The organism is Comamonas thiooxydans (genome assembly GCF_000964545.1).
GTDB classification, from domain to species: domain Bacteria; phylum Pseudomonadota; class Gammaproteobacteria; order Burkholderiales; family Burkholderiaceae_C; genus Comamonas; species Comamonas thiooxydans.
Genome location: NZ_BBVD01000001.1, coordinates 89,429 through 115,592, shown reverse-complemented (window position 1 = coordinate 115,592; position 26,164 = coordinate 89,429). Strand labels below are relative to the sequence as shown.

Genomic DNA, 26,164 nt, shown 5'->3' with positions numbered 1-26,164 from the left:
TTCTGACAGGGACAGAGGAATGCGCTGAAACTCGCGAAACCAAAATTATGCCAAAAAGTTATGCCGTCATGCATGGATTCGGTGCATGAGAGCGCAATTCTGGTGCGCCAATGCCCGAACTTGGAACATTGCTGCCGTATTTATTCTTAGTTTTCAGGCACTTGGATGGTGCAGTTGAAGTAAAGGATTTTTCATCCAGGTGTCGTAAAAACATTTTTGCTGCCTGTCGCACAAGTGTTTTCGTTTCGTGACGGCCGGCTTCATGCGCTCGCCCTGTCTTATCTGTGCTAGCACCATAGTGGTGCATGTGATTTCAGGCACGAAATCTGCAATCGTGAAAACTGATTTTCATGAACCAGGCCGCACGCCTCAGCAGGTGGACAGCGCAGCTGGCCTCAGGGCCTGGGTAAATCTGGATTTGAAATTGAAATTTCATATTTTTTAATAAGGAAAAATTTATTTCAATCGGCTTGCCGGCCCTGCGCCAGGCCAGCCCTCAACCAAGAGGAGGTGGATATGGCAGCTGAGATCCCCGTGACGCCCTCGGCGTCAGGCAAGGCCAGTGCGGCGCAGATGCAGCAACTGGAAAATGCGCTCAACCAGATCGGTGTGACGCGCTCGCACAAAAGCATCATCTTTCTGGTGGTCTGCGGCGTGCTCTTCGATGTGTTCGAACAGAACGCGGTCGGCCTGGTCGGCCCCCTGCTGCGCCAGCAATGGGGGCTGGATGCGACGGACATTGCCTTTCTCAACACCATCACTTTCTTTGCCGCCGCCATGGGGCGTTTGCTGTCGGGCTACCTGGCCGATCGCATGGGGCGGCGCTTCATGCTCAATGTGAACCTGGCGCTGTTCACGCTGGGTGCCGTCGGCTGCGCACTGGCACCCGATTACGCGTTTCTCGCCGTGGCGCGTGCCATCGTGGGCTTTGGGCTGGGCGGAGAAATCACCACGGCCGTGACCATGCTGGCGGAGTTCTGCTCGGCCCGCTTTCGCGGCACGGCAGTCGGTCTCATCAATGTAGGCGGCGGCGGTCTGGGCAATATGCTGGCGCCGGCATTTGCCCTGGGCGTGTTCACGCTGTTCCCGGGCGATGATTCCTGGCGCTGGCTGTTCGGCTGCCTGGTCATGCCGGCCATCTTCATCGTGTTCTACCGCCGCTTCGTGCCGGAGACGCCGCGCTTTCTGCTCTCCAAGGGACGGGTCGAGGAAGCCAATCAGGTGCTGAGCATGCTGGCGGCCGGCAAGCTGGCCAATGCGCAGTACGAGCTGCGCGAGTTCATCACCCCAGGCAGCGCACAAGAGCAGACGGCTGCCGCTCAGACCGTGCAGCGCAGCTCCTTCACCGACATCTTCAGGGGCGGCTATGCGCGGCGCACGATTGCCGTGGGCCTGGCTTCGTGGATGACGTTTGGCGCGCAGCTCTCGGTGCTCACGCTGATGCCGACGATTCTGGTCGCTCAGGGCTATTCCATCACCAAGAGCTTCAGCTTCACCATCGTCATGCAGATGGGCAGCCTGCTTGGGGCGATCGCGGCATCGACCATGGGCTATTACTTCCCGCGCAAGCGGGTGCTGACGGTAGGGGCGATTGCCGCCTGCCTTGCGGGGCTGGCGTTCGGCAACTTCACCGACAGCGTGGCCATGATCCTGGTCTGTGGTGCGCTGTTCCAGTTCTGCGTGCTGACGCTCAACACCTCCATCTGGATTTTTGCGCCCGAGCTCTACCCCACGCGCATTCGTGCGCTGGGAACCTCCTTCCTGCTGGCGCTGGGCACGATTGGCGGCGCCATGTCCCAGGTGCTGGCGGGCAAGATGTTCGACCTGCACGGCGTCTCCGGAATGTTCGGCATGATCGCCGCCATGTATTTCATCTTTGCGATTGCCGTGCAGTTTGCCCCCGAGACCTTTGGCCGCTCCATCGAGGAAGGCGCGGGCGGAGAATCCCATTCACAAGAGGAGTCTGCAGCGGCTGCAGGCGTACCTGCAAGCGCTCAGGAGCGCACGGCATGAAGGCTGGCATGCATATTCTGCTGATCAATCCCAATACCTCGCAGCAGACCACGGCGCTGATGCTCAGACAGGCGCGGGCCTGTCTGCCGCCCGGCGTACTGCTGCACGGTGCGACGGCCGAGCGGGGAGCGGCCATGATTACCGACGAGGCGGGACTGAAGCTCGCCGAGCAGGAGGTGCTGCGGCTGGGCCTGGGCTTTGCCCAGGGCGATGACAGCCAGGCTGGGCGGGCCATCATCGTGGCCGCGTTTGGCAATCCGGGGCTGGAGTTGTTGAGAGCGGCCTTGCCGGCCGGAGTTGCCGCCTTCGGCATTGGCGAGGCAGCGATGCTGCAGGCCGCTCGGGATGAGCAGGGGCGTCCGCGCCGCTTTGGCATTGCGACCACCACGCCGGGGCTGGAGGCTTCGATTGCCGCCTCGGTCGCGACGCTGGGCCTGGCGCCCTGGTTCTGCGGCACGCGCATTGCCCAGGGCGAGCCGTTGGTGCTGGCTGCAGATCCGGCCTTGCAGTGCGAGCGCCTGGGCGATGCCGTGGCCCAATGCGTGCAAAGCGATGGCGCACAGGCCGTGGTGATCGGCGGCGGCCCGTTGTCCGAAGCCGCGTTGTGGCTGGCGCCGCGCTTTCAGGTGCCGGTGCTGTCGCCCGTGGTGGCCGCAGTGCAGGCGGCGCTGGCCGGCCTGTCGCTCGCCGTCGCTAGCTGATCGCTATTGATTCAAGAGCTTCTATCGCCAATCATTCATGGATTTCAGATGGAAAAATGTCTGAAATCTATGAATAGCAGGCGCAGCAAGCTTTTGATTTCATAGCATCTCGTCCAGCGCATCGTGGCTGGTCTCGATAGCCGCCATATGTCTGCGCCCCGGCTGCCCGCTTTGCTGCAAGGTGGCCGTGGCAATCAGGTGGCAGAGCATGAAAAGCGCCGTGTGATTGTCCAGCGGTCCCGGGGCCGAGGTCTGCACGCGCAGCAGCCAGTCCGCCTCGGGGGCCGGGCTGGCATGGTCGGTGATGCAGATCAGGCGGGCGCCCAGCAGCCTGGCCTGGCGCGCGAACTCGCTGACCACGCGCACGCTGCGGCGCAGGGCAAAGATCACCACGACATCGTTTTCGCCTATCTGAGCCGCATATTCGCCCAGGGTCTCGCCGGCGCCGGGGATGACCTGGCTGGGCATCTCCAGTGCCTGCAGCAGCTGCCAGCGCAGATAGGCGGCAAAGTTGCGGTTCTGGCGATAGCCGACAAAGAACAGCTGTCGGGCGCCGATCAGCGCCAGGGCGATGTCCTCCAGCTGCTGTGCCGAGATCTGTCCTATGGTGACAGCCAGATTCTCAGAGGCCTGGCGCAGATGGGTGGCAATCACATCCGCAGTGGGCTTGCCCTGGGCCGATGCGGCAGCCAGAAACAGCGGCGAGCCGTTGTCGCCCTGGGCGCGGGCATGGCGGCGTGCATCCTCGTAGCCCTCATAGCCCAGCCGCTGTATGAAGCGTGTGACCGTGGCATTCGATACCCCCGTGAGCTTGGCCATCTCGGCCGCCGCATAGCTCGACAGATTGCCGGGAAAGTCCAGCAGGAATTCCGCCAGCCGCCGCTCCGAAGGCGGCAGCTGCGGCAGGGCCGCACGCACGCGGGCGATGAAGGAGTGGGCTTCGGCGGGTTCCGGGGTGGAGGAGCTGGGGTTCATGACGGCGGATGGCAGGCGGGCCCGCAGATCTGCCGGCCCGCTGTTTTTTGTCGATACCGGCAATGTAGCGGTTATTTGGCGGCCATTGCCGAGCTGCCATCAGCGCCCGCGCAGAAACAGCGCATCCAGCTCCTTCATGCTCAGCTGACGCCAGGTGGGGCGGCCGTGATTGCACTGGTCGGAGCGCTCGGTCACCTCCATCTGGCGCAGCAGCGCATTCATCTCGTCCAGCGTGAGCTTGCGGTTGGCGCGCACTGCGCCGTGGCAGGCCATGGTGGCCAGAATCTCGTTGCGTGCGCGCTGCACCACGGTGCTGGCGTCATGCTGGGCCAGTTCGGCCAGCACGCTGCGCGCCAGCTCCACGGCATCGCCCTGGGCCAGCGTGGCCGGCACGGCGCGCACGGCCAGGGTCTTGGGCGAGAAGGGCGAGACCTCCATGCCCAGGGTCAGCAAGGTTTCGGCATGGGCCTCGGCCGTGGCGACTTCCTCGGGCGTTGCGGCAAAGGTGGCAGGAATCAGCAGCGGCTGGCTGGGAATCTGCTGGTCGCCATTTTCCGTATTCACGGCGCTCTTGAGCTGCTCATAGACGATGCGCTCATGGGCGGCATGCATGTCCACGATGACCATGCCCTGGCTGTTCTCGGCCAGGATATAGACGCCATGCAGCTGGGCCACGGCCCGGCCCAGCGGCCAGACGGGGGTGTTGTCTGCCGCAGCCGTCACGGGTGGTTGCGCTGCTGGCGCTGCGGCATGTTCGGCAGTGTGCGTAGCAGCAGGTTCGACCGGGGCTGCAGCTGCAGCATTGGCAACGATCTCAGTAGCGGCTGGCGCTTCCTGCATCTGGGGTGCAGGCGCTTTTCGCTGAAAGTAGCTGGACTGGCCCGAAGGGCGCAGCCTGATGCCTTCGTCCTCGGGCTGAGGCACGGGGCTTGGCATGGCCGTGGTGTTGGTGATCGTGGTCGCGCCGGGGGCCGATTCAGGCACCTCAGCTGTGGCACCCGCAGGGGCCGCAGTCACCATCTGGGGCGCGGGCGCGGTTTTAGCAGTGGCTTCGCGCATGGGCTCCCAGAGCTTGGCCAGATCGCGCACGGGATTGCCGATGGCGGGTTCGCCAAAGCTCATGCGGGTTTGCGGCCAGGCCGGGGCTGCGACGGGCTTGGTCGCGGGCTTGGCCGGGACAGGCGTGGCAGTGCTCTTGTCGATCAGGCCGGGCTGGCGGGCGGCTTCCTGGGCAGCCGCCTCTACCACGGCCGCGGCGCGCGGCGTGGCCAGCGCGTTCTCGATCGCGTGGCGCACCGCCTGGTGGACTTCGCGGCTGTCTCGAAAGCGCACCTCGATCTTGGTGGGATGCACGTTCACATCCACACGCGCGGGGTCGATCTCTATATAGAGCGCGTAGACCGGCTGCTTGTTGCCATGCAGCACGTCCTCATACGCAGAGCGGGCCGCATGCGTCAATACCTTGTCGCGAACAAAGCGGCCGTTGACATAGCAGAACTGCTGGTCGGGACGCGAGCGCGCCGCGTCCGGGATGCCGACGCGGCCCGTGACGTGGACGGGGCCGGCCCAGTGATCGACGGCGACCGAGTTGTCGACAAACTTGTCGTTCAGCACATCGGCCAGGCGGCGCGACAAGGCTTCGTCGGGCGTGCTGCCGGCAGCGCGCCATTGCTCGACCAGCTTGCCTTCATGCCAGATGGCAAAGCCCACATCGGGGCGTGCCAGCGCATGGCGACGCACGGACTCTATGCAATGCGCGAGTTCGGTGGCATCGGTCTTGAGGAATTTGCGGCGCGCGGGCGTGGAGAAGAACAGCTCCTTGACCTCTACGGTCGTGCCCTGGTTGCGTGCGGCGGGGCGCAGCTCGCCGCTGCGTGCATCCAGCAGATAGGCCGAGTCCTGACCTGCAGGGCGCGAGAAGATGGAGGTTTCCGATACCGAGGCGATGGCGGCCAGTGCCTCGCCGCGAAAGCCCATGGTGGCCACGGTTTCCAGATCGTGCAGATCGCTGATCTTGCTGGTGGCATGGCGGCGCAGGGCCACGGGTAGCTCGTCGCGCGGGATGCCGCAGCCGTCGTCTTCCACCGCGATCAGGCGCACACCGCCGGCCAGCAGGCGCACGGTGATCTGGGCTGCGCCCGAGTCCAGAGCGTTGTCCACCAGTTCGCGCACCACGGAGGCGGGGCGCTCGACCACCTCGCCGGCGGCGATCTGGCTGATCAGCTCGTCGGGCAGGTCGCGAATCGGCCGGCGCACGGGGGCTGCCTGGTCGGCGGTTTCGGTAGGGGAGGGGGAGAGTTCGGGGCTGGTTGCGTTCACGGCAACCATTCTAGGCGGCTGTACAAACCGGCCGGGAAGTGAGTTTTTTGAAAGGGGAAAACACAAAGAGCCGCCGGAATACTTCTGGCAGCTCTTCGTTGAACCCGCGGGCGCAGGGCTTAGTGGCGGTGGCGGTAGCCGCCCTTGGTCAGTTCGTTACCGATCAGAGCACCGGCGGCGGCACCGCCGATGGTGCCCACGGGGCCGCCAAACAGCACGTTGCCCACTGCACCGCCGGCCACGGCACCTGCGCCGATACCGACTTGCTGACGGCTGGGGCCATGGGCGCAGCCGCCCAGTGCCAGGGCACCGGTCAGTGCGGCTGCCAGAGTCAGGGCCTTGCCATAGCGCATTGTGAATGTTTTCATGTTCGTATTCCTCTCGTCGTGCTAGTTATGGAAAGCGGTCTGGTCTCTGTGCCCACTCCTGCGCATGCGGGAGGCCGGAGACGCCGGACTTTGTTGGCCAGGGGGCCGATGTCGTGATTTGCAATGCACGGCTTGCGGCGACACATCTCTACTGTGCCAGCAGAAATGGCAAGCTGACGTATTGTTGACGTTTAGTTTTATCAAAACTTGTAACAAACCAGCATTAAATGGCGGGCCTTGTTGCAGTCTGCAAGCAGCTGTGAGTTTGCTCTCAAAAACATGGCACTACAGCAAAGGGTGGAGCGTCTGCGGGCTTTGGGGGCGCAGTACATTACTGGCCGGCATACGCCGGTATGCCAATCCATTTTTGAGGACCGTGTTTTGGAAATCATTCAGTTTCTGATCGACTTCATCCTGCATATCGACAAGCATCTGGAAGCCTTTGTCGTGGCCTATGGGCCCTGGGTGTATGCCCTGCTGTTCATCATCGTGTTTGTCGAAACCGGTGTGGTGGTCATGCCTTTCCTGCCCGGTGACTCGCTGATGTTCATCGTCGGCGCGCTGTGCGGTGCCGGCTACATGAGCTACCCGTTGGCGGTGGTGGTGCTGCTGGCAGCAGCCATCCTGGGCGACCAGAGCAATTACACGATAGGCCGCTACCTGGGCCCCAAGGTGTTTCAGTGGGAGGACTCGCGATGGTTCAACCGCAAGGCTTTTGACCAGGCCCACAACTTCTATGAGCGCTATGGCGGCGTGACCATCATTCTTGCGCGCTTCATGCCTTTCATTCGCACCTTTGCACCTTTCGTGGCCGGTGTGGCTCATATGAGCCGCGCCAAGTTCAGCCTGTTCAATGTCGTGGGGGCCGTGCTCTGGGTGGTGGGCATCAGCGCCGCAGGCTACTTCTTCGGCAATATGGAGTGGGTGAAGAACAATCTTGAAAAAATCATCTGGGGTCTGATCCTGGTGCCCGGTCTGATCGCCATCTTCGGTGCCTGGCGCGCCGGCAAGGCCGAAAAAGCCAGGACCGCCTGATCTGCACTCTTGACAGTGCTTTGCCCCGACCGGAAAAGCGCTGACCCATGAAAAAGCCCCGGCAAGCCGGGGCTTCTTTTTTGGGCATTCAGATCGGATCGAGGCGTTTATTTGCGCTTGCCTACCTCGTTGCCGATCAGCGCGCCTGCCGCGGCACCGCCTACGGTGCCCAAAGTGGAACCAAACAGTGCATCACCGACCACGCCGCCAGCGACGGCGCCGACACCAGTGCCGATCTGGGCATTGGTGGGCGAGGTGGAGCAGCCTGCCATGGCCAGCGTGAAGGCAGCAGACACGGTGATGGCAAGAGTTCGCAGTTTCATGAGGTCTCTCCTGTACAGCTTGCCCTAGAGGCCAGCTTTCATAAGAACACGCCTTGATCTTGAACCTTCTGCCCTGGCTTTCAGGTAGGAGAGAGGGCCAAGCCTGTGTCATTCAGGCTTGGCGACTGTCATCGAGCCGGCTTGTCGGCTGACAGCCAGCATGGTGGTTTTGTGTAAGCGCGCACTTAAACCGATCGGCTGCGCGCCAGGGGCGGGTTGTGGGCGAAGTACTTGCGTATGCCCGTCATCAGCGCATCGGCCAGTTGCTCGCGGTAGGCGGCAGAGGCCAGCTTGGCTTCTTCCTCGGGGTTGCTGATGAAGGCCGTTTCCACCAGCACGCTGGGAATGTCGGGCGCCTTCAGCACGGCAAAGCCGGCCTGCTCCACGCGGGCCTTGTGCAGCTTGGCCATGCTGCCGATTTCGCCCAGCAGCGAAGTGCCCAGCTTGAGGCTGTCCTTGATCTGGGCGGTGGTGCTCATGTCCAGCAGCATGCGCTGCACATGCTGATCCTGCAGTCCGCCCACGTTCAGGCCGCCCACGAGGTCGGCCTGATTTTCCTTGTTGGCCAGCCAGCGGGCGGCCGTGCTCGATGCCCCGCGTTCGCTGAGCGCAAACACGCTGGCACCGCGCGCTGCCGGGGTGGTGAAGGCATCAGCATGGATGCTGATGAACAGATCGGCCTGGACGCGGCGGGCTTTTTCCACGCGTGTGGCCAGGGGCACGAAGAAGTCGGCGTCGCGCGTCATGAAGGCGCGCATGGGGCTGCCGCCTATACGCGAGTTGTTGATGCGCTCGCGCAGCAGATGGGCGACCTTGAGCACCACGTCTTTTTCACGCAGGCCGCTGGGACCGGTGGCGCCGGGGTCTTCGCCGCCATGGCCGGGGTCCAGCGCCACGATGATGATGCGGTCCGTGCTTTGCGAGGTGGCAATATTGGGTGCAGGCCTTGGCGCCGGTGCCGGGCGTGGCGCGGGAGCAGGTGGCGGCGGCACGGGAGCCGGTGCCGGAGCCTGTGCAATTACCGCGGGAGCCGGTGCTGGAGTGCTGGGGCGCTGGTTGCGCTGGGCAATCAGATCGCCTAGAGGGTCGGCCGGAGGGGCTGTCGCAATCGCTACAGGGGGCGGTGTCGTGATGGTAGGGTTGTGCGGTGCCGGCGCGGCGGCCGTGCTGCCGGCATCGCGCAGGCGCTCGCTGATCAGGGCTTCCAACGGATCCACGGCCTTGGCGGGATAGAGGTCCAGTACCAGCCGGTGCTTGTAGGGAGCAATCGGGGCCAGCGTGAAGACCTGGGGCCTGGCTTCCTGCTTGAGGTCGATCACCAGACGCACCACGCCGGGTGCAAACTGGCCGACGCGGATGCTGGCGATATTGGGGTCGTCGGAGCGGACCTTGGCCACCAGTTCCTTGAGCGCCGGGTTCAGATCCAGGCCCTCGATATCGACGGCCAGGCGCGGCGGGCTGGGCACGAAGACCGGTTTGGCCGTCAGCGGAATATCGGATTCCAGCGTGACGCGCGAGTAGTCGGGTGCGGGCCAGACGCGCACGGCCACGATGCTCGCGCCCTGCGCAATATGTTGGCGACCCAGCAGCAGAACCACGCCGCCTGCCTGCAGCAGATTGCGGCGGGAGAGGCCCGGTCGGGAAGGGCCTGGCGGGGAGAGATCCAGTCGGGGCTGATCGGGAAAAGCCGTGGAGGAAGTTGTTTTGCTCATGCCGTCAATGCTTCAAGCACGGTGCAGCCTGCGGGGGTGCCGGCCTTGAGCGTCACCTGTCGCTGCACATCGTCAATTGCTTCGATATGGATAGCTATATCCGCAACAGGTGTAACCGCTGCAGCCTTTTCAGGCCATTCTGCCAGCTTGAGTCCGGCGCTGGCAAAAATGTCACGAAAACCTGCATCTTCCCATTCACGCGGATCGTCGAAGCGGTAGAAGTCAAAGTGCCAGATCGAGAGATCGCCAGCCTCATGCGGCTCCACCACTGCGTAGGTCGGGCTCTTGATGCGGCCCTGCACGCCCAGGGCGCGCAGCCAGTGACGCACCAACGTGGTCTTGCCCGCACCCAGGTCGCCATGCAGGGTCACATAGGCGTTGCGCAGTTGGGGCAGGGCGGCCAGTTGCCGGGCAAAGCGCTCGGTATCTTGTTCGCTTTGCCAGAGTATCTGGCACTGCGCCAGCGCCGGTGTGGGCTCGCTTCCTACAATTCGGGGTGTATGTTGAGCAGCAGTCAATTGGTTCCTTTGATGCAAGCCTGGGCTCGCGAGCTGGGATTTTCCCAAATCGGCGTGGCGGGCGTGGATTTGTCCTCGGCAGAACCCGGTTTGCTGCAATGGTTGGCGCAAGGGTTTCATGGCGAGATGCATTACATGCAGGCCCATGGTTTGAAACGAGCCCGGCCAGCGGAATTAGTTCCCGGCACGGTGAGCGTGATTACCGCGCGCATGGATTATCTGCCGCGCGAGACCGGGGACGGCTGGCAGGCCGTGGAATGGGATCGGCTCAAGCGTCCCGAAGAAGGCATTGTCTCCATCTACGCCAGAGGCCGTGACTATCACAAGGTGCTGCGCAACCGCCTGCAGAAGCTGGCTGAGCGCATCGCACAGGAAATAGGCCCGTTCGGCCACCGTGCCTTTACCGACTCCGCCCCGGTGCTGGAGGCCGAGCTGGCAAGCCGCAGCGGCCAGGGCTGGCGCGGCAAGCACACCCTGGTGCTGAGCCGCGAGGCCGGATCGATGTTCTTTCTGGGCGAAATCTATGTGGACTTTGCGCTAGAGCCCACCGTCCCCGTCACAGCGCACTGCGGCAGCTGCTCGTCCTGCATCGACGCCTGTCCCACGGGCGCCATCATCGCGCCGCACAAGGTCGATGCGCGGCGCTGCATCTCCTATCTGACCATCGAACATGCGGGCAGCATTCCCGAGGAACTGCGGCCCTTGATGGCCAACCGCATCTATGGCTGCGATGACTGCCAGTTGGCCTGCCCCTGGAACAAGTTTGCCCATCCGAGCATCTTGCCGGACTTCGACGCCCGCGCCGGACTGGCAGGCACTCAACTGGTGCATTTCCTGGCCTGGGATGAAGCCACTTTTTTGCGCGTGACCGAGGGCAGCCCCATCCGCCGCATTGGCCATGTGCGCTGGCTGCGCAATGTGGCCGTGGCCCTGGGCAATGCCTGGCGCGAAACCGGCAGGCCCGAACTCAGGGCCGCGCTGCAGAGCCGGGCCGATCATCCCGACCCCGTGGTGGCCGAGCATGTGGCCTGGGCGCTGGCGCAGCGCGCCTGACTTTTAGTGAAATTGGCCCCTATCGCTTATTCAGTAAGTACAAGAAGCTATCAAATTTAAATGCCGATCAGCCAGAGCCCGAAGGGCAGGCTGAGCACGCCCAGCATCGTGGACAGCGACACCAGACTGGCCACAAACGAGCCTTCATAGCCCATGCGCACAGCCAGCACATAGCAGGACGAGGCAGTAGGCAGGCTGGAGAACGCCATCAGCGCAATCGCCTGCGGCTGGTTGAGGTGGAACAGCTGAACCATGGCAAAGGCGATCAGCGGCTGGATGGCATGGCGTATCAGCAGCAACTCGCTGGCCAGCAGCTTGTTGCTGGCCAGAGCACTGAGCTTGAGGCCGGCGCCGGCGGCCATCAGGCCCAGTGCGATCGAGGCCGCACCGATGCGTGCCACGGGGGCTTCCAGCAGGGCCGGAATTTTCAGTCCGGCGGCATTGAACAGCAGGGCGCTGACGGTGGCGATGATCAGCGGATTGCGCAGCAGATGACCGACAAAATGCTGGTCGCTGCCACGCGTCATGGGCCAGACGGCGGCCACATTGAACAGCGGCACGGATACGCCGATCAGCACCGAGACATAGAGCAGTCCGTCCGGCCCTGCCAGGCGCGAAACCAGTGCCAGCGCGATAAAGGAGTTGAAGCGAAACGCCACTTGCGCTGCTCCCGCATAGCCGCGTGCATCGATGCGCCGGCCAAGAAGAGGCAGGTGCGGAAGGCTGTAGGTCAGCGCAATGCCCAGCAGGCCTCCCAGCACACCGGCAGCCAGCAATTGGCTGGCGTCGCCCCACTGGATCGGGTTGCGCGTGATGGAGTGAAACAGCAGCACCGGAAACAGCAGGTAGTAGACGAGCTGCTCCACGGCTTGCCAGACGCTGCGGTTGATGGGCGTGAAACGGCACAGCACATAGCCCAGCACGATGAGCGCGAAATCAGGAAAAAGCAGTTCTAGATAGTTCACGGCCTGTAAGCATAGGGCCGGTCATAGGTTTGCTGAGAGAAAGCTGTCGCCAAGTTTCTATGTAGTAGTACTTACTGTTGTCGCTCGGCTCATTCGAGCTGAACTTTGATGCGCTTCAAGGAAATGGTGTGAATCTAGGGTAATTACTGAGAAATCAGGGCTAACAAGAATGTGTCGGGTTTTTTGCGGCACGTACCATCAGCCGTTAATTTCAGAACTCATAAGGAGACCCCTTCATGAATCGTCGTATGTGCGTGGGCCTGACAATGGCTCTGGCAACTGTAGGTTTCTCGACCGGTGTGTTGGCTGAGGCCAACTACCCCACCAAGCCCATCAAGCTGCTGGTGCCCTTCGCCGCAGGCGGCACGACCGACATCATTGCGCGTGTGATCGCCGAGCCGCTGAGCAAGGAACTGGGTCAGTCCGTGGTGGTGGACAACAAGGGCGGTGGCGGCGGCGTCATCGGTGCGCAGGAAACCGCGCGCCAGAAGCCCGACGGCTACAACCTGGGCATTTCCACGCTGTCGACCATGGCCACCAATCCGGCCATCAACCCCAAGACTCCCTACAACCCGCTGACGGACTTCACGCCCATCATCAATATTGCGGCCACGCCCAATGTGATCGCCGTGAACCCCAAGTTCCCCGGCGCGGCTAACTACAAGGCTTTCGAGGCCGAACTCAAGGCCAATCCCGGCAAGTACTCCTATGGCTCGTCCGGTACGGGCGGCATCCAGCACATGCTGATGGAGCTGTACAAGTCGCTGACCGGCATCCAGATGACCCATGTGCCTTATCGCGGCGCGGGCCCGGCCCTGAACGACGCGGTTGCCGGCCAGATCCCCATGATTCTGGACAACCTGCCTTCGGCACTGCCTTTCATCAAGGACAACCGCCTCAAGGCCATCGCCGTGGCAGCTCCCCAGCGTCTGGCCGTGCTGCCTGACGTGCCCACCTTCAAGGAAGTGGGTCTGCCCCAGGTCAATCGCATGGCTTCCTACGGCATTCTGGGCCCCAAGGGCATGGACAAGGCCATGGTCGACAAGATCAATGCCGCAGTGAAGAAGGTGCTGCAGGACCCCGCGGTCAAGAAGCGCATCGAAGACACCGGCTCGCTGGTGGTGGGCAACTCTCCTCAGGAGTTCGCCAAGGAACTGAAGGAAGAGTTCGAAACCTACAAGCAGGTCGTGGCCAAGCAGAAGCTGACACTGGACTAAGCAGCTGATCTGCTGCCGATACAGTAGCGGATACCGCAAGCCCGAATTGCCTTTGAGGCGATTCGGGCTTTGTTTTTTTATATTATTTTCCGCTGCCCAGGCAGCAACAGAATCTTGCCGATGCTGACCCCGGACTCCATATGTCTGTGCGCCCCAGCAGCATCTGCCAAAGCGAAGGAGCTATCGATCACGGGCCGTATCGCTCCACTCTCCAATGCACCAAGCCATCGCTGGGCAAAGCGCTGGACCATCGCCTGCTTGACTTCGGGCGGGCGTGACTTCATCACGGTTCCGAAGATCCGCAGATGGCGGTACAGCACCAGGTCCATGGGCAATGCAGCGCCCTGGGAGCCGCCCAGCAGGCCCACCATCACCATGCGCCCGCCGACGGCCAGCGATCGCACATTGGGCTCCAGGTAGGGGGCACCGACGAAATCGATCACGATGTCCACGCCTTTGCCGTCGGTGGCCTGGGCCACCACGGTTTGGAAGTCCTCGCTGCGATAGTCGATGAAGACATCGGCTCCGAAACCCAGGACCGCTTCGCGCTTGTCGCCGCTGGCCGTCGCAAAAACCCGGGCGCCGGCAGCATGTGCAAGCTGAACGGCGGCCGATCCGACACCACCCGCTGCCGCATGGATCAGCACCGACTCGCCGGCGCGCAAGCCAGCCAGATGAAACAGGGCCTCGTGTGCGGTCACGAACACCTCGGGTATCGCACCGGCATCCACCAGGTCCAGATTCCCGGGGACATGTATCGCCATGCGGTGGTCTATGCGCGAAATCTCGGCATAAGCGCCGCCGCCCACGATGCCCATGACCCGGTCGCCCACGGAGAAGCCCTGCACCAAGGGACCGGCCTCGATCACGGTTCCGGCGATCTCCAGGCCCATGGTGTCTGCGTCACCAAAGGAAGCTCGGCCATAGGCGCCCTTGCGGTGATAGAGGTCGGCACGATTGACGCCGATGGAGGCGTTGCGTACCAGCAAGTCGTGGGGGCGAAGCTCAGGAGCCGGCAGCTCGCGGGCCACCAGCACCTCGGGCCCGCCAAAATCGTCAAAAACGATGGCCTGCATGGTGGTGGGCTTTGCTGCGGGGATGGAGTCTGTCAAAAAGGTGGGCATAGCGTCGTTCTCGAAATATCTTTGAGCGCTGAAGATTACGACGCAAAGCTTTGTTTGCAATGCAGCGATTTCGCTCTACATTGATGCAAATTTGCATCAACTGATGAGCCATGAACTGGGACGATACCCGCATCTTTCTCGCCCTGAGCCGTACGCACTCATTGCGCGCCGCAGCGCGCAGCCTGGGCATTGATCAGGCAACGGTCGGGCGACGCCTGAATGCGCTGGAGTCCGAGCTGGGGGCAAAGCTGTTTTTGCGGGCCAAGGATGGATACCTGCTCACGGCCGCTGGCGAGGTGGCACTGGCTGCGGCAAAGCGTATGGAGAGTGCGGCCCTGGACTTGCGCACCAAGATCGAGGGTCAGGATGAAAATCCCGGTGGGCTGGTGCGCGTGACAAGCACCGACTCCATCGCTATTGACCTGTTGCTTCCCGCTGTGGAGCGTTTGCAGCAGCACTGGCCGAATATCCGCGTGGATCTGGAAGTCTCCACCCAGTTGCTGAGCCTCGGTCGTCGGCAGGCGGATATTGCTTTTCGCAACGTCAGGCCTGATACCCCGGAGCTGGTGGTTCGCCGTGTGGCTTCGTGGCCTGTGGGGCTGTTCGCAAGCACGAGTTATCTGGCTCGCTTTGGCGAGCCCGCCCCTGAAGACGAGTTGCGCGGTCACCATCTGGTGGCATACGGGCCTTATCTGGAGCAGAGTCCGCTACTGAGCATGGCCGGAGTGCCGGCACGTCAGGCCAGGATTGCCATGTCGGTCCGCTCCAGTCTCCTCGTGCGCAAGGCGGTTGCTGCAGGCATCGGGATTGGGGAAATGCCGTTGTGGATGGGGGAGCGCGAAGGCCTGGTGCGTATCTGGCCGCAACGCCGACGTCCGAACGACTACGAAGTCTGGCAGGTCATGCATCCCGATCTGCAGCGCACGGCTAGGGTGAGAGCGGTTGCGCAGTTCCTGGCCGAGGCTTTCGATGGCCCGTCAGCCGGCATCAGCTGAAGCAGGCACAGCACTTGCCATTGCCGGTATCTGACCCTGATCTTCATGGTGCACCGAGCTGATTTCAGTTCGGTGCATCCTCGCCAGCGTGTACGCTAGCTCCATGTCCGACACTCCTAAAAAAGCCCGCAAACCGCAGATTCCCGATGACTGGCCGCAGCCCTTGCCGCAGAGCCAGCATGCGCTCGATCAGTTCATCGATGCCCTGCTGCTGGAGGACGGGCTTTCGCGCAATACCCTGTCCGCCTATCGGCGTGACCTGACAGCGGCTGCGCGCTGGCTGGCGCGGCTGCAGCCGCCCAAGGCGCTGGATGCTGCGCAGGAAGCCGATCTGCAGGGCTATTTCACGGCCCGTGTGGAGGGCACCAAGGCCACCTCCTCGAACCGCAGGCTGACGGTGTTGCGTCGCTACTTTCACTGGGCGCTGCGTGAAAAGCGCATCGCTGCCGACCCCACGGTGCGCATGCTGGCGGCCAAGCAGCCGCCGCGCATGCCCAAGACCCTGACCCAGGAGCAGGTGGAGGCCCTGCTCGATGCGCCCGATGTGGACAGCCCGCTGGGCTTGCGCGATCGCGCCATGTTGGAGCTGATGTATGCCAGCGGTCTGCGCGTCAGCGAACTGGTGGGCGTGCGCATGCATGAGCTGGACCTGCGCTCGGGCGTGCTGCGCGTGACGGGCAAGGGGCGCAAGGAGCGGCTGGTGCCGTTTGGTCAGGAGGCGCAGCACTGGCTGGAGCGCTATCTGCAGCAGGCGCGAGCGGCGATTCTGGGAGGGCAGCAGACCGAGGAGGTGTTTGTGACCCAGCGCGGCGCGGGCATGAGTCGCGTGATGTTCTGGGTCATCGTCAAGAAATGCGCGCAGATTGCAGGTGTGAACTCGCCGCTGTCGCCACATACGCTGCGCCATGCGTTTGCCACCCATCTGCTCAACCATGGCGCCGACCTTCGCGTGGTGCAGATGCTGCTGGGGCATGCCGATATCTCCACCACCACCATCTACACCCATGTGGCGCGCGAGCGGCTCAAAGCTCTGCATGCCGAGCATCACCCGCGCGGCTGAGCCGCTACCTAGGTCGTCGCGCTGCCAAGCTGCAGGTGGTACAGCCCCCAGACGGCGGCAGGAAAGCGCTGCTTGACGGGCAACTGGCCGAGCTCCGGAATCTGATGGGCTGCAAAAATGGCCCAGAGCGGGCCCACGCCGCCCATTGCCAGCGGCACGCCGTCCAGCTGGGTGGCAATCAGCATGCGCCAGCGCACGGCCTGGGCCAGCGGTATCTGGCTGCGATAGCCATCTATGCCCTGCAAAGTCAGTTGCAGGCCGCGCGCCATGGCCTGGCCTACATCCACGCCGGCGGCCTGCAGCACCTGCTCCAGCAGCGGGCCTTGCAGGCTGTGCTCGGCTTCGTCGTATTCCAGCGTGGTCCTGAGCGTCTGCTGCTCCAGGCTGTTGAGCGCATCCATGCCACAGGACCAGGCTGCATCAAACAGATAGCCATGGATGATCAGCATGCGGTCCGCCACGGCCTGCGGCTTGCCGCGATTGGCCTGCACACCGGGGCCGCTGATGGTGAGCACTGCGGGCTGCAGGCCATCGAGCACGCAGGTGCGGGAGGCCTTGCGTGTGGCCGCGGCGGGCAGAGCCATGGCGCCCAGTGCAGCGCCCGCAGCACCGCTTCGCAGCAAGATGGAGCGACGGGATAGAGGTTGTTTTTCTGCCATGGGGCGCTTTCTTTGTGGAGATTGCTGCAGTCTAGCGGCAAGCCTTGCGGGCGTCATTGCGACATGTCGATGAAGGTGTTGGTCAGTTGGAGTGTTGGTCTATTTGAATGTTTGAAGTTTTATTTTGATGTTTTCTGTCCGGTGAATTGACGAATCGTCGTCCAAATCAACCGGGGAATTCACTTTGGTCAAAAATGCAGGTCTTGATTTTTGGATTTCGAGTGATGACTAACTTTCTGCGTCGCAGCATGCTGACCTGTGCCCTGGCAGCCGTGCTGCCTGCCACCTTGTCCCTGAATGTCCAGGCGGCCGACAAAGCCGACGCGGCTGGCTGGCCCAGCCGTCCCATTCGTCTGGTGGTGTCCTACCCTGCCGGTGGTGTGAGCGATGTGGTGGCCCGTGCACTGGGTGAAAAGCTGTCACAGTCGCTGGGTCAGTCGGTGGTGATCGACAACAAGGCCGGTGCGGGTGGCGCGATTGGCCTGGACCAGGTCGCCAAGTCCAACCCCGATGGCTATACGCTGGGCTTTTCGTCCATCAGCCCGCTGACGCTGAGCCCCCATCTGGGCAAGCCGCTGTTCGATCCGCACAAGGATATTGTTCCCGTGGTCAGCGTGATGTATTCGCCCGTGCTGCTGCTGGGAACGACCCGTCTGGCAGCCAAGAGCTTTCCCGAGCTGATGACCCAGGCCAAGGCCCACCCCGGCGATGTGCGCTGGGCCACGGCCGGTCTGGCCTCGCTGGGCCACATCATGCTCGAGCAGATTGCCGATCAGGGCAAGGTTCAGATCACCCATGTGCCTTACAAGGGCGGTGGCCAGCAGCTCAATGACGGCCTGAGTGCACAGTTCGAAGTGTTGTCCACGAATGCCGGCCCAGCCGTGATGCAGCATATCAAGGCCGGCAAGTTCAAGGCCCTGGCCGTGGGAGCTCCGGCGCGTCTGGACTCGCTGCCCCAGGTGCCCACGCTGGCCGAGCTGGGTTACAAGAACGCCAACACCACATCGGTCTTCGGCATCTTCGCTCCCGCAGGTGTGCCCGCCCCCGTGCTGGCTCGCCTGAATGCCGAGGTGAACAAGGCGCTGGCGCTGCCCGAGATCCGTCAGCGCCTGGAAGCCACTGACAATGTGCCTACCGGCGGCAAGGCTGCGGACTTTGCCAAGCAGATCGAGGTCGAGTCCAGGTCCAACGCCCAGATCATCAAGGCTGCAGGTATCCAGACCAACTGATCGGAACTTTCTTGAATGAAAAAGGGCTTGCGGTCACATCGGCTGCAAGCCCTTTTTCGTTGTGCGCAGCAAGCGCACTGACTGGTCGCGAAGCGGATTGGTTCAGATCACTTCGCTGGCCAGGTTGTCGGCCCAGCTCAGTGCCTGCAGATGGGCCCAGTTGACCTGGTGGTTGGACAGCTGCAGCGCATTGGCGGCGCGGGCAAAAGCCGCTTCGTCGCCAGACTCGCAGGCGCGCGTCAGATCCAGGAAGGGTGCAAAAACGCCCTGGTTGTGTACCAGTGCTTCAACCACGGACTGGGGCAGGGCTACGGATTCCAGGGCCTTGGCCATGGGCTGGCTCAGCATCACATCGAGCAGCGAGAAAACGCCCACGACGAAAGCGTGGTCGCATTCCTCGGGCGGCAGCAGCTCGGCGGTCAGCAGCTCCATCAGGCGGCCGCGCACCACGGCTGTCTGGCCCACAGCCGGCGGTGTGCCGCCGGCGCGTGAGGTGGTCAGCAGCAGGGCCGCCCAGCGGAACAGCTTCTTGAGGCCCAGAATCATCACCGCATGGCGGAAGGAGGTGATCTCGCAGGACAGGCCGAAACCCGAGCTGTTGATGAAGCGCAGCAGGTTGAAGGACAGCGTGGGGTCCTTCTTAAGCAGCTCTTCGATCTCCTCCGTGCTGGCCTGCTGGCGCACCAGGTTGATGAGCTGGATGATGGTGGTCTGCGTGGGGCGGATGGTGCGCGCCTGCACGAGCTGGGGCTGGGCGAACCAGTAGCCCTGGAACAGCTTCACACCCAGGCCCAGCATATGCTCGAACTGCTCGGCTGTTTCGACCTTCTCGGCCACGATCTGGGCGCGTGTGTAGGTCTGGGCAAACTTCACCAGCTTCTCGGCATGCTCGATCGCGAAGCTCTGCATGTCCAGCTTGACGAAGGAGGCCATGGGCAGCCATGACGCATAGTTGCGGCGCAGCAGGTTCTGGTCGAAAGCCAGGCGAAAGCCACGCTGGCGCAGGGCCGCAAATGTGGGCAGGCAGGCTTCGATGTTTTCCTGCGTGGCATCGGCGGGCAGGGCCGGCACTTCCAGTACCACACGGTCGGGGTGAATCAGCTCCAGGTGGCCGCCGCTCAGGCTGTCATGGGTGCAGTTGATGAAAACCGTCTTTTTGCCCACCAGGGCTTCGGCACCGGCGTAGGACAGTGCATTGAACAGCAGTGCCGCATCAGATGCTGCTGTGTGTGCGTTATGTGCAACCGAGCGGTCAAACAGCTCGTAGCCATACACATCCCGCTTTTCATCGACGATTGCCTGACGCGCAATGCTGGCCATATTGGCCTCGTCCCTGTCTGCAACGGGGCTGGCGGTTGGTGAAGAGGCGTTTGTGTCAGAGGTATCCATGTCGGTTATCGCTTGGGTGTGGGGCAAAAGCGCTGTCAGTCGGACAGACACTCCGTCCATCTCAAAGCCTGCAGATGAGCGTGATTGATGTCCCCGTGCTCCAGCTCCAGGCTGCAGGCACTGCGGTCGAATTGTTCCTGGTCATGACTCTCGCAGGCCTTGGTGAGCATCAGCAGCTCGCCCAGAATGCCTTCATGATGCAGCAGCGCGGCAGAGACCGATTCGGACACCGGAATCAGCGCCAGCGCTGCAGGCAAAGGCATGCCCAGCATGCGGTCCAGCATGGAGAACATGCCGCAGATAAAGGCCAGATCGGCATCGGTGTCCGTTAGCGAGTGCTTGGCCAGCAGCTCCATCAGACGGCCGCGAATCACGGCGGTCTGGCCTACGGCCGGCGGGGGGCCGCCTTCACGGGCGGCTGTCAGCAGCATGGCAGCCCAGCGAAACAGCTTGTTCAGGCCGAGCAGCATCACGGCCTGCTTGAAAGAGGTGATCTTGCGATGGGCGCCAAAGCTGGCCGAGTTGATGAGGCGCAGCAGGTTGAAGGCCAGGGCGGCGTCCTTTTTGAGAACTTCCTCGATCGCATCGGTGCTGGCCTGCTCGCGTACCAGCGTCAGCAACTGGATGATGCTTTGCTGCGTCGGGGTCAGAAGGCGGGTCTGCATCACCGTGGGACGGGCAAACCAGAAACCCTGGAAAAGCTCTATGCCCAGGCGCTGCCCCAGCTCATGCTGATGGGCACTTTCGACTTTTTCGGCGATCAGCTCGGCGCGGGTGTGGCGGTTGGCGAACTTGACCAGCACCGTAAGCTGGTCCGGTGCCAGCGTGGAGAGGTCTAACTTGATGTAGTCGGCCAGCGGCAGCCAGGCCGAATACACAGACTCCAGTACCGTGTGGTTGAAGGCCAGATGAAAGCCCTGGTCCTTGAGTGCCAGCAAGGTGGGCAGGCGGGCTGCCACCTCATGCACGGCAGCATGGCCCAGAGGGGGGATCTCCAGCACCACCTTGTCGGCAGGCAGCAGCTCCAGGTGCTCGCCGGTCAGACCTTCGTGAGTGCAATTCACGAACATGAGCTTGGTGCCGACCAGATCTTCCTCTCCAGCATGCGTGAGGGCCGCAAAGATCAGCGTCGCGTCTGAGGCCATGGTGTGACCATAAGGCGAGCGCGAGCGGTTGAACAGCTCGTAACCAATGATTTGCTGCAGCCCGTTGACGATGGGCTGGCGTGCAATCATGCCTTTGGACAGGTTGCGCGGCGAGGCGAATGCCTGGTCCTCTATGGTTTGTTCACTCATTGCTGCATGACGTCTGTGTGGGAAATGGTTGGCTGTGCCGGTTATTGTAAGAACGAGCCGATCATAGTGTCAGCTTCGTGCGTTCAGTCCGTTTGTGCCAACAACTTCGGCTCGCGGGCCTCGCTTGTCGGTGGTTCTTGATTCGAGTCAATAAAAAAATACCTATATCTGTTGCAGCCAGGCGATCTCGGTTGCGGTGAAGCCTGCGGCACGGCGTGCCTTCTCATTGAAGGGTGGGCGCAGGCGCGGCGCTTCATGGCGCTTTGTCAGCTCCAGGTACAACGACTCGGGGTCCAGACCGTTTTTCTCGCACAGCCAGCGATACCAGTGGTTGCCTATGGCCACATGGCCCACTTCCTCGCGCAGGATGATGTCCAGAATGTCACAGGCCGCCAGCGCATCGGTCGCGTGGGTGTTGCGCAGCTTGTTCTGGATCTGCGGCGTGGCGTCCAGGCCGCGCGCCTCCAGCGTTCTGGGTACCAGGGCCATGCGGGCCACGATGTCGCCCGCCGTTTTTTCGCACATGGTCCACAGGCCCTGGTGGGCCGGATGGTCGCCATAGTCCTGACCATGATGCTGGCGCAGATGATCGCGTAGCAGGCGGAAATGCTTGGCTTCCTCTGCAGCCACCTGCAGCCAGTCGTGGTAGTACTGCTCGGGCATGCCGTCAAAGCGCCAGATGGCGTCCAGTGCGAGGTTGATGGCATTGAACTCGATATGTGCAATGGCATGGATGAGCACGGCCCGGCCTTCGAGGGTGGCCGGCGAGCGGCGCGCCACGGCCGTGTGGTGCTTGAGCTCGGGCCGGGCCGGGCGGCCGGGAAGCTCGGATTCGGGGATGCGCAGTGTCGGTGCTGTTTCTGCTATCGAATAGAGAGCTTTTTGTGTATGCAGATCAATGGCTGCAGCAGCTTTTCTCTCTGGGTCTGCAAGGCACAAGACCTCTAGCGCGCGATGACGTAACTCCATCCCTACAATTCTAGGTTCTATAAAGAAGCAACCCACAGGGAGACAAGCAGATGGCAATTTACGAACTCGACGGCGTTGCGCCGCAGATCGACGAAAGCGCCTGGGTGGCCGACAGCGCCGAGGTCATGGGCCGCGTCAAGCTGGACAAGGACGCCAGTGTCTGGTTTGGAACGGTCATCCGCGGGGATACCGAAAACATCAGCATCGGCGCGGGCTCCAACATCCAGGATGCCAGCGTGCTGCATGCCGATTTCGGCAAACCGCTTACGGTGGGTTGCAATGTGACGGTTGGCCACCAAGTAATGCTGCATGGCTGCACGATTGGCGATGGCTCGCTCATCGGCATCGGTGCAGTGGTGCTCAATGGCGCCAGGATAGGCAGGAACTGCCTGGTGGGCGCAGGCTCGCTGGTGACCGAGGGCAAGGAATTTCCCGACGGCTCCATGATCCTCGGCAGCCCCGCCAAGGTCGTGCGCGAGCTATCGCCCGAGCAGATCGAAGGTCTGCGCCAGAGCGCCAGGAACTATGTTGAAAATGCTCGCCGCTTCAAGCGCGGCTTGCGCAAGCTGGGCTGAGGGCCCTGCTTTTTACCGGAATCGATTAGCGTGTCTGAACTGCATAAATTCATTTTTGACGGCCTGCCCGTGCGTGGTGCCATTGTTCGCCTGACTGACTCCTGGCAGGAAATCCTGCAGCGCCGTGCCGGCAACAAGGATACCGGCGCCTACCCAGAGGCCGTCAGCACCTTGCTCGGCGAGATGACGGCGGCTGGCGTGCTCATGCAGTCCAACATCAAGTTCAATGGCGCGCTGGTATTCCAGGTCATGGGTGACGGCCCGGTCAAACTGGCCGTGGCCGAAGTGCAGTCGGACCTGAGCCTGCGTGCCACGGCAACACTGGTGGGAGAGGCCAATCTGCCCCTGCGCGGCCAGTTGGCCCCGCTGGCAGAACTGGTCAATGCCCATGGCGCGGGCCGCTGCGCCGTCACGCTGGACCCCAAGGACCGCCAGCCCGGCCAGAACCCCTATCAGGGCGTGGTGCCGCTCAACGATGGTGCTGGCGGCCGCTTCGAGCGCCTGTCGGATGCGCTGCAGTTCTACATGATGCAGTCCGAGCAGCTCGACACCGTGATGGTGCTGGCCGCCAATGACCAGATCGCTGCCGGTCTGATGCTGCAGCGCATGCCTGTGAAGGGCGAGGCGAATCTGGCCGCGGCCACCGAAAGCGGAGAGGCCGAGCATGATGCCCAGGGCTTGAACGAGGAGTACAACCGCATTGCCACGCTGGCCTCCAGCCTGACGCAGCAAGAGCTGTTGACGCTGGATGTGGAGACCATTTTGCGGCGCCTGTTCTGGGAAGAGAAGCTGCTGCGCTTCGCTCCGCAGGCCGACGAGCAGGCCCCGCGTTTCGCCTGCACCTGCAGCCGTGACCGTGTGGCCGCCATGCTGACCTCGCTGGGCGAGGAAGAGGTGGATTCCATCGTGGCCGAGCGTGGCAAGATCGAGGTGGGCTGCGACTTCTGCGGCCAGCAATACCAGTTCGACGCCATCGATGCGGCGCGTCTGTTCACCGAAGTGCAAAAGCAGCCGCCCAGCTCCAGCTCGGTGCAATAACTGAACAGTCTGCCCGCGGCTATGGAGCTCTGATGGCGGGAGACACCCTGCAAGAGCCCAGGTCGGGGCAGCGCGGGTGTCTTCCAGCTCGGAAAAGATAGGGGAGAAGGCACGAGGCGCCTCAGGGGGCGCTTTTCAAGGCCTCGAACAGTGCCAGCTCGCACTCAGGATCGCCGCATTGCTCGCAGGCTTTGCGGCGTATTTTCTGACTGGAACTCCAGGGGTTTTTGCTTGAAATCCAATCCCAGTCTGCGGCCGGTTCCATGAATTTCAGAGAGGCGGCCAGTTGCTGCCATTGGGCAGACGGTCTGCCGTACAGCATCACATAGCTCTGAGAGCGTGCTTCCAGCAGTGCGCGCCATTGGCTGATCTGCTGAGCGATGGCGGGGTCCGGGTCGGCATCGCGCCAGTCCTGGCCCAGCACATAGACCAGGGCATCGGCCGGCCATTCATCGCCGCTCGCGGGGGCCATGCATTGCCAGGGGCCGGCCAGGCCCGCATCCAGACGGGCCTGCAGCAAGCCATGCGCCATGCTGCGCGCCAGGGCATGGGGAGCGCCCAGCAGCACCAGCGTGGGCGCAGGAACAGCAAAGCCAGCGCGGGGCTGGCTTCGGGACGGAGCGGGCGCCGGATCAGCGCCTGGAAACCTGAATATAGATTTCATTGGGTTTGACCATGCCCAGCTCGTAGCGGGCCTTTTCTTCCACGGTGGACAGGCCGTCCTTGAGGTCGTTGACCTCGGACTGCAGCCTGTCGTTTTCCGATTTTTCTAGGGCATTGGCCGCGTATTGATCCTTGATTTGCTGCTGCAGCTCGTGCACATAGGCCATGCTGCCATTGCCCAGCCAGAGCTGGGCATGAATGGCGGTCAGCAAGACCAGTAAAGTGACGCAGACGACGCGGTTGACCATACAAAAACCTGGTGGAATCAAGGGTAAGCGCCCTGGCCGCAAAGCGGTTGCCGGGCACTTACTTCAGCTGCGCACTTTAGCGCAGGTTGTAGAAGGCAGCGCGGCCGGGGTACTCGGCGACATCGCCCAGGTCTTCCTCGATGCGCAGCAGCTGGTTGTACTTGGCGATACGGTCGGAGCGGCTCATGGAGCCAGTCTTGATTTGACCAGCATTCAGGCCCACGGCGATGTCGGCAATGGTGCTATCTTCGGTTTCGCCAGAGCGGTGCGAGATCACGGCGGTGTAGCCGGCGCGCTTGGCCATTTCGATGGCGGCGAAGGTCTCGGTCAGGGTGCCGATCTGGTTGATCTTGATCAGGATCGAGTTGGCGATGCGCTTTTCGATGCCTTCCTTGAGGATCTTGGTGTTGGTCACGAACAGGTCGTCACCCACCAGCTGAACCTTGGCGCCCAGGCGCTCGGTCAGGATCTTCCAGCCATCCCAGTCGCCTTCGTGCATGCCGTCTTCGATGGAGATGATGGGGTACTTGTCGCACCAGCCGGCCAGCATGTCGGTCCACTGGGTCGAAGTCAGTGTCATATTGCCTTCGCCGGCCAGCACATACATGCCGTCCTTGTAGAACTCGGAAGCTGCGCAGTCCAGGCCCAGGGCGATCTGCTCGCCGGGCTTGTAGCCGGCCTTTTCGATGGCTTCGATGATCAGCTGGATCGCGGCTTCGTGGTTTTCCACGGAAGGTGCGAAACCGCCTTCGTCGCCCACGGCGGTGGACATGCCATTGTGGTGGATGATGGCCTTCAGAGCGTGGAAGACTTCGGCACCCCAGCGCACGGCTTCACGGAAGGTGGGGGCACCCACGGGGATGATCATGAACTCTTGCAGGTCCAGCGAGTTGTTCGCGTGGGCGCCGCCGTTGATCACGTTCATCATGGGCACGGGCAGCTGCACGCCGCCCATGCCGCCGAAGTAGCGGTACAGGGGCAGGCCGGCTTCTTCGGCTGCGGCGCGGGCCACGGCCATGGACACGGCCAGCATGGCGTTGGCGCCCAGGCGGCTCTTGTTGTCGGTGCCGTCCAGGTCGATCAGGGTCTTGTCCAGGAAAGCCTGCTCGGAAGCGTCCAGGCCCAGCACGGCTTCGGAGATTTCGGTGTTGATGTGCTCCACAGCCTTGAGCACGCCCTTGCCCAGGTAACGGCTCTTGTCGCCGTCACGCAGTTCAATGGCTTCGCGCGAGCCGGTGGACGCGCCCGAGGGCACGGCGGCACGGCCCATCACGCCGGATTCCAGCAGCACGTCGCACTCAACGGTGGGATTGCCGCGGCTGTCCAGCACTTCGCGGCCTACGATGTCAACAATGGCACTCATTGCATTTCCTTTGGGTTTCTGAAATCGGTACGTGCAGGCTGACTTCTTTCATGAAATCACGCCCAAGCGCTTGTGCATAAAGCGCAAGCTGCTATCAAAATTGTGAAGCCGACTCTTCTCCACATGCTGCGCGCGCGCCATGCACGCGACGAGTATGGAAGAGGCTGCGGCGGCTATTGTGCACAAATTTGGTGGGCCGCTTTTGCCTTGACGTGTTGCTGCAGTCGAATTTCTTGCGCAAGACGTTTCTGTGCAAGCATTCGGACACAAAAGCGGACACAAAAGCGGATACAAAAAAGGCATGACGCCACGCTTCATCGTGTCGGTCATGCCGGGGTGCATCATCTGCTCAGACGCC

25 protein-coding genes are annotated in these 26,164 nt (G+C 62.5%); 10 read left to right on the top strand and 15 right to left on the bottom strand.

All coding sequences use genetic code 11. From position 1 onward, the window contains the following. The first annotated feature begins 516 nt into the window (after positions 1 to 516). Together Cth01_RS00515 and Cth01_RS00510 are read left to right on the top strand one after the other, a co-directional pair. On the top strand, positions 517 to 2,013 hold the full coding sequence (locus Cth01_RS00515; protein WP_045838375.1) for an MFS transporter: 1,497 nt from the start codon (positions 517 to 519) through the stop codon (positions 2,011 to 2,013). Then, a complete protein-coding gene (locus tag Cth01_RS00510; RefSeq protein WP_045838300.1) occupies positions 2,010 to 2,714 on the top strand; it encodes an aspartate/glutamate racemase family protein in 705 nt (234 codons plus the stop codon). The genes Cth01_RS00515 and Cth01_RS00510 overlap by 4 nt, the downstream gene beginning before the upstream one ends. A gap of 99 nt (positions 2,715 to 2,813) precedes the next feature. On the opposite strand, the gene Cth01_RS00505 is transcribed toward Cth01_RS00510, so the two are convergent. The 3 genes from Cth01_RS00505 to Cth01_RS00495 form a co-directional block, all read right to left on the bottom strand. After that, positions 2,814 to 3,689: a MurR/RpiR family transcriptional regulator gene (locus Cth01_RS00505; protein WP_034378795.1), complete on the bottom strand. Its 876-nt coding sequence runs from the start codon at positions 3,687 to 3,689 to the stop codon at positions 2,814 to 2,816. Between the two features lie 99 nt (positions 3,690 to 3,788). Then, on the bottom strand, positions 3,789 to 6,017 hold the full coding sequence (gene mutL / locus Cth01_RS00500; RefSeq protein ID WP_082085620.1) for a DNA mismatch repair endonuclease MutL: 2,229 nt from the start codon (positions 6,015 to 6,017) through the stop codon (positions 3,789 to 3,791). Between the two features lie 110 nt (positions 6,018 to 6,127). Continuing rightward, entirely contained in the window at positions 6,128 to 6,376 is a 249-nt protein-coding gene (locus Cth01_RS00495; protein ID WP_003064462.1) for a hypothetical protein, read from the bottom strand. 381 nt (positions 6,377 to 6,757) lie between these two features. On the opposite strand from Cth01_RS00495, the gene Cth01_RS00490 reads away from it, so the two are divergent. After that, entirely contained in the window at positions 6,758 to 7,411 is a 654-nt protein-coding gene (locus Cth01_RS00490; protein WP_003064464.1) for a DedA family protein, read from the top strand. A gap of 107 nt (positions 7,412 to 7,518) precedes the next feature. On the opposite strand, the gene Cth01_RS00485 is transcribed toward Cth01_RS00490, so the two are convergent. The 3 genes from Cth01_RS00485 to tsaE all read right to left on the bottom strand — a co-directional run bounded on the left by Cth01_RS00485 (position 7,519) and on the right by tsaE (position 9,964). Continuing rightward, positions 7,519 to 7,734 (bottom strand): YMGG-like glycine zipper-containing protein, encoded by a 216-nt coding sequence (locus Cth01_RS00485; RefSeq protein WP_003064466.1) that lies wholly within the window; start codon positions 7,732 to 7,734, stop codon positions 7,519 to 7,521. A 185-nt stretch (positions 7,735 to 7,919) separates the two neighbouring features. Further along, positions 7,920 to 9,446: an N-acetylmuramoyl-L-alanine amidase gene (locus Cth01_RS00480; RefSeq protein WP_174446993.1), complete on the bottom strand. Its 1,527-nt coding sequence runs from the start codon at positions 9,444 to 9,446 to the stop codon at positions 7,920 to 7,922. Further along, a complete protein-coding gene (tsaE, locus tag Cth01_RS00475) occupies positions 9,443 to 9,964 on the bottom strand; it encodes a tRNA (adenosine(37)-N6)-threonylcarbamoyltransferase complex ATPase subunit type 1 TsaE (RefSeq protein WP_034359921.1) in 522 nt (173 codons plus the stop codon). The genes Cth01_RS00480 and tsaE overlap by 4 nt, the downstream gene beginning before the upstream one ends. 12 nt (positions 9,965 to 9,976) lie before the next feature. Here tsaE and queG point away from each other — a divergent pair, with 12 nt between their 5' ends. Continuing rightward, positions 9,977 to 11,017: a tRNA epoxyqueuosine(34) reductase QueG gene (gene queG / locus Cth01_RS00470; protein WP_034378801.1), complete on the top strand. Its 1,041-nt coding sequence runs from the start codon at positions 9,977 to 9,979 to the stop codon at positions 11,015 to 11,017. 56 nt (positions 11,018 to 11,073) lie between these two features. Here the strand turns inward: queG and Cth01_RS00465 are convergent, their stop codons facing one another. Next, positions 11,074 to 11,982: an AEC family transporter gene (locus Cth01_RS00465; RefSeq protein WP_012837347.1), complete on the bottom strand. Its 909-nt coding sequence runs from the start codon at positions 11,980 to 11,982 to the stop codon at positions 11,074 to 11,076. 236 nt (positions 11,983 to 12,218) lie between these two features. Between Cth01_RS00465 and Cth01_RS00460 the strand changes: the two genes are divergently transcribed. Next, positions 12,219 to 13,199, top strand: coding sequence for a tripartite tricarboxylate transporter substrate binding protein BugE (locus Cth01_RS00460; RefSeq protein WP_034359925.1), 981 nt, complete (start codon positions 12,219 to 12,221; stop codon positions 13,197 to 13,199). Between the two features lie 77 nt (positions 13,200 to 13,276). Here the strand turns inward: Cth01_RS00460 and Cth01_RS00455 are convergent, their stop codons facing one another. Next, positions 13,277 to 14,323: an NAD(P)H-quinone oxidoreductase gene (locus tag Cth01_RS00455; RefSeq protein ID WP_082085619.1), complete on the bottom strand. Its 1,047-nt coding sequence runs from the start codon at positions 14,321 to 14,323 to the stop codon at positions 13,277 to 13,279. A 110-nt stretch (positions 14,324 to 14,433) separates the two neighbouring features. Here Cth01_RS00455 and Cth01_RS00450 point away from each other — a divergent pair, with 110 nt between their 5' ends. Together Cth01_RS00450 and xerD are read left to right on the top strand one after the other, a co-directional pair. Further along, complete coding sequence (locus Cth01_RS00450) at positions 14,434 to 15,318, top strand: LysR family transcriptional regulator (protein WP_034359927.1); 885 nt, start codon at positions 14,434 to 14,436, stop codon at positions 15,316 to 15,318. Between the two features lie 103 nt (positions 15,319 to 15,421). Beyond that, positions 15,422 to 16,378 (top strand): site-specific tyrosine recombinase XerD, encoded by a 957-nt coding sequence (gene xerD, locus Cth01_RS00445; RefSeq protein ID WP_045838299.1) that lies wholly within the window; start codon positions 15,422 to 15,424, stop codon positions 16,376 to 16,378. 8 nt (positions 16,379 to 16,386) lie between these two features. Here xerD and Cth01_RS00440 read toward each other — a convergent pair whose 3' ends face one another. Next, positions 16,387 to 17,037: a molybdopterin-dependent oxidoreductase gene (locus tag Cth01_RS00440; protein ID WP_034389416.1), complete on the bottom strand. Its 651-nt coding sequence runs from the start codon at positions 17,035 to 17,037 to the stop codon at positions 16,387 to 16,389. 224 nt (positions 17,038 to 17,261) lie between these two features. Between Cth01_RS00440 and Cth01_RS00435 the strand changes: the two genes are divergently transcribed. Beyond that, positions 17,262 to 18,266, top strand: coding sequence for a Bug family tripartite tricarboxylate transporter substrate binding protein (locus Cth01_RS00435; RefSeq protein WP_034408734.1), 1,005 nt, complete (start codon positions 17,262 to 17,264; stop codon positions 18,264 to 18,266). A 102-nt stretch (positions 18,267 to 18,368) separates the two neighbouring features. Here Cth01_RS00435 and Cth01_RS00430 read toward each other — a convergent pair whose 3' ends face one another. The 3 genes from Cth01_RS00430 to Cth01_RS00420 all read right to left on the bottom strand — a co-directional run bounded on the left by Cth01_RS00430 (position 18,369) and on the right by Cth01_RS00420 (position 21,919). Continuing rightward, positions 18,369 to 19,655 (bottom strand): EAL and HDOD domain-containing protein, encoded by a 1,287-nt coding sequence (locus Cth01_RS00430; protein WP_045838298.1) that lies wholly within the window; start codon positions 19,653 to 19,655, stop codon positions 18,369 to 18,371. A 35-nt stretch (positions 19,656 to 19,690) separates the two neighbouring features. Continuing rightward, positions 19,691 to 20,950, bottom strand: a complete 1,260-nt coding sequence (locus tag Cth01_RS00425; protein WP_003064492.1) for an EAL and HDOD domain-containing protein — start codon at positions 20,948 to 20,950, stop codon at positions 19,691 to 19,693. 162 nt (positions 20,951 to 21,112) lie between these two features. Next, positions 21,113 to 21,919: a ferritin-like domain-containing protein gene (locus tag Cth01_RS00420; RefSeq protein WP_034359934.1), complete on the bottom strand. Its 807-nt coding sequence runs from the start codon at positions 21,917 to 21,919 to the stop codon at positions 21,113 to 21,115. Between the two features lie 50 nt (positions 21,920 to 21,969). Between Cth01_RS00420 and Cth01_RS00415 the strand changes: the two genes are divergently transcribed. After that, positions 21,970 to 22,494 carry a gamma carbonic anhydrase family protein gene (locus Cth01_RS00415; protein WP_003064497.1) on the top strand — a complete coding sequence of 175 codons (525 nt, stop codon included), beginning with the start codon at positions 21,970 to 21,972 and terminating at the stop codon, positions 22,492 to 22,494. 30 nt (positions 22,495 to 22,524) lie between these two features. Next, positions 22,525 to 23,532, top strand: coding sequence for an Hsp33 family molecular chaperone HslO (gene hslO / locus Cth01_RS00410; RefSeq protein WP_045838297.1), 1,008 nt, complete (start codon positions 22,525 to 22,527; stop codon positions 23,530 to 23,532). 121 nt (positions 23,533 to 23,653) lie between these two features. Here the strand turns inward: hslO and Cth01_RS00405 are convergent, their stop codons facing one another. The 3 genes from Cth01_RS00405 to eno all read right to left on the bottom strand — a co-directional run bounded on the left by Cth01_RS00405 (position 23,654) and on the right by eno (position 25,806). Next, a complete protein-coding gene (locus Cth01_RS00405) occupies positions 23,654 to 24,196 on the bottom strand; it encodes a hypothetical protein (protein WP_174446992.1) in 543 nt (180 codons plus the stop codon). Then, the gene (locus tag Cth01_RS00400; protein ID WP_034389417.1) at positions 24,165 to 24,443 is read right to left on the bottom strand and encodes a septum formation initiator family protein; all 279 of its coding nucleotides are present in this window, start codon (positions 24,441 to 24,443) and stop codon (positions 24,165 to 24,167) included. Before Cth01_RS00400 ends, Cth01_RS00405 begins: the two co-directional genes overlap by 32 nt. A gap of 76 nt (positions 24,444 to 24,519) precedes the next feature. Next, on the bottom strand, positions 24,520 to 25,806 hold the full coding sequence (gene eno / locus Cth01_RS00395; RefSeq protein ID WP_003057720.1) for a phosphopyruvate hydratase: 1,287 nt from the start codon (positions 25,804 to 25,806) through the stop codon (positions 24,520 to 24,522). Positions 25,807 to 26,164 lie beyond the last annotated feature (358 nt).

Excerpts from the sequence above, each read along its gene's own strand:
- Cth01_RS00515 (WP_045838375.1), top strand. The coding sequence starts at position 517 with ATGGCAGCTGAGATCCCCGTGACGCCCTCGGCGTCAGGCAAGGCCAGT.
- Cth01_RS00510 (WP_045838300.1), top strand. The coding sequence starts at position 2,010 with ATGAAGGCTGGCATGCATATTCTGCTGATCAATCCCAATACCTCGCAG.
- Cth01_RS00505 (WP_034378795.1), bottom strand. The coding sequence starts at position 3,689 with ATGAACCCCAGCTCCTCCACCCCGGAACCCGCCGAAGCCCACTCCTTC.
- mutL (WP_082085620.1), bottom strand. The coding sequence starts at position 6,017 with ATGGTTGCCGTGAACGCAACCAGCCCCGAACTCTCCCCCTCCCCTACC.
- Cth01_RS00495 (WP_003064462.1), bottom strand. The coding sequence starts at position 6,376 with ATGAAAACATTCACAATGCGCTATGGCAAGGCCCTGACTCTGGCAGCC.
- Cth01_RS00485 (WP_003064466.1), bottom strand. The coding sequence starts at position 7,734 with ATGAAACTGCGAACTCTTGCCATCACCGTGTCTGCTGCCTTCACGCTG.
- Cth01_RS00480 (WP_174446993.1), bottom strand. The coding sequence starts at position 9,446 with ATGAGCAAAACAACTTCCTCCACGGCTTTTCCCGATCAGCCCCGACTG.
- queG (WP_034378801.1), top strand. The coding sequence starts at position 9,977 with ATGCAAGCCTGGGCTCGCGAGCTGGGATTTTCCCAAATCGGCGTGGCG.
- Cth01_RS00460 (WP_034359925.1), top strand. The coding sequence starts at position 12,219 with ATGAATCGTCGTATGTGCGTGGGCCTGACAATGGCTCTGGCAACTGTA.
- Cth01_RS00455 (WP_082085619.1), bottom strand. The coding sequence starts at position 14,323 with ATGCCCACCTTTTTGACAGACTCCATCCCCGCAGCAAAGCCCACCACC.
- Cth01_RS00450 (WP_034359927.1), top strand. The coding sequence starts at position 14,434 with ATGAACTGGGACGATACCCGCATCTTTCTCGCCCTGAGCCGTACGCAC.
- xerD (WP_045838299.1), top strand. The coding sequence starts at position 15,422 with ATGTCCGACACTCCTAAAAAAGCCCGCAAACCGCAGATTCCCGATGAC.
- Cth01_RS00440 (WP_034389416.1), bottom strand. The coding sequence starts at position 17,037 with ATGGCAGAAAAACAACCTCTATCCCGTCGCTCCATCTTGCTGCGAAGC.
- Cth01_RS00435 (WP_034408734.1), top strand. The coding sequence starts at position 17,262 with ATGACTAACTTTCTGCGTCGCAGCATGCTGACCTGTGCCCTGGCAGCC.
- Cth01_RS00430 (WP_045838298.1), bottom strand. The coding sequence starts at position 19,655 with ATGGATACCTCTGACACAAACGCCTCTTCACCAACCGCCAGCCCCGTT.
- Cth01_RS00425 (WP_003064492.1), bottom strand. The coding sequence starts at position 20,950 with ATGAGTGAACAAACCATAGAGGACCAGGCATTCGCCTCGCCGCGCAAC.
- Cth01_RS00420 (WP_034359934.1), bottom strand. The coding sequence starts at position 21,919 with ATGGAGTTACGTCATCGCGCGCTAGAGGTCTTGTGCCTTGCAGACCCA.
- Cth01_RS00415 (WP_003064497.1), top strand. The coding sequence starts at position 21,970 with ATGGCAATTTACGAACTCGACGGCGTTGCGCCGCAGATCGACGAAAGC.
- Cth01_RS00405 (WP_174446992.1), bottom strand. The coding sequence starts at position 24,196 with ATGAAATCTATATTCAGGTTTCCAGGCGCTGATCCGGCGCCCGCTCCG.
- Cth01_RS00400 (WP_034389417.1), bottom strand. The coding sequence starts at position 24,443 with ATGGTCAACCGCGTCGTCTGCGTCACTTTACTGGTCTTGCTGACCGCC.
- eno (WP_003057720.1), bottom strand. The coding sequence starts at position 25,806 with ATGAGTGCCATTGTTGACATCGTAGGCCGCGAAGTGCTGGACAGCCGC.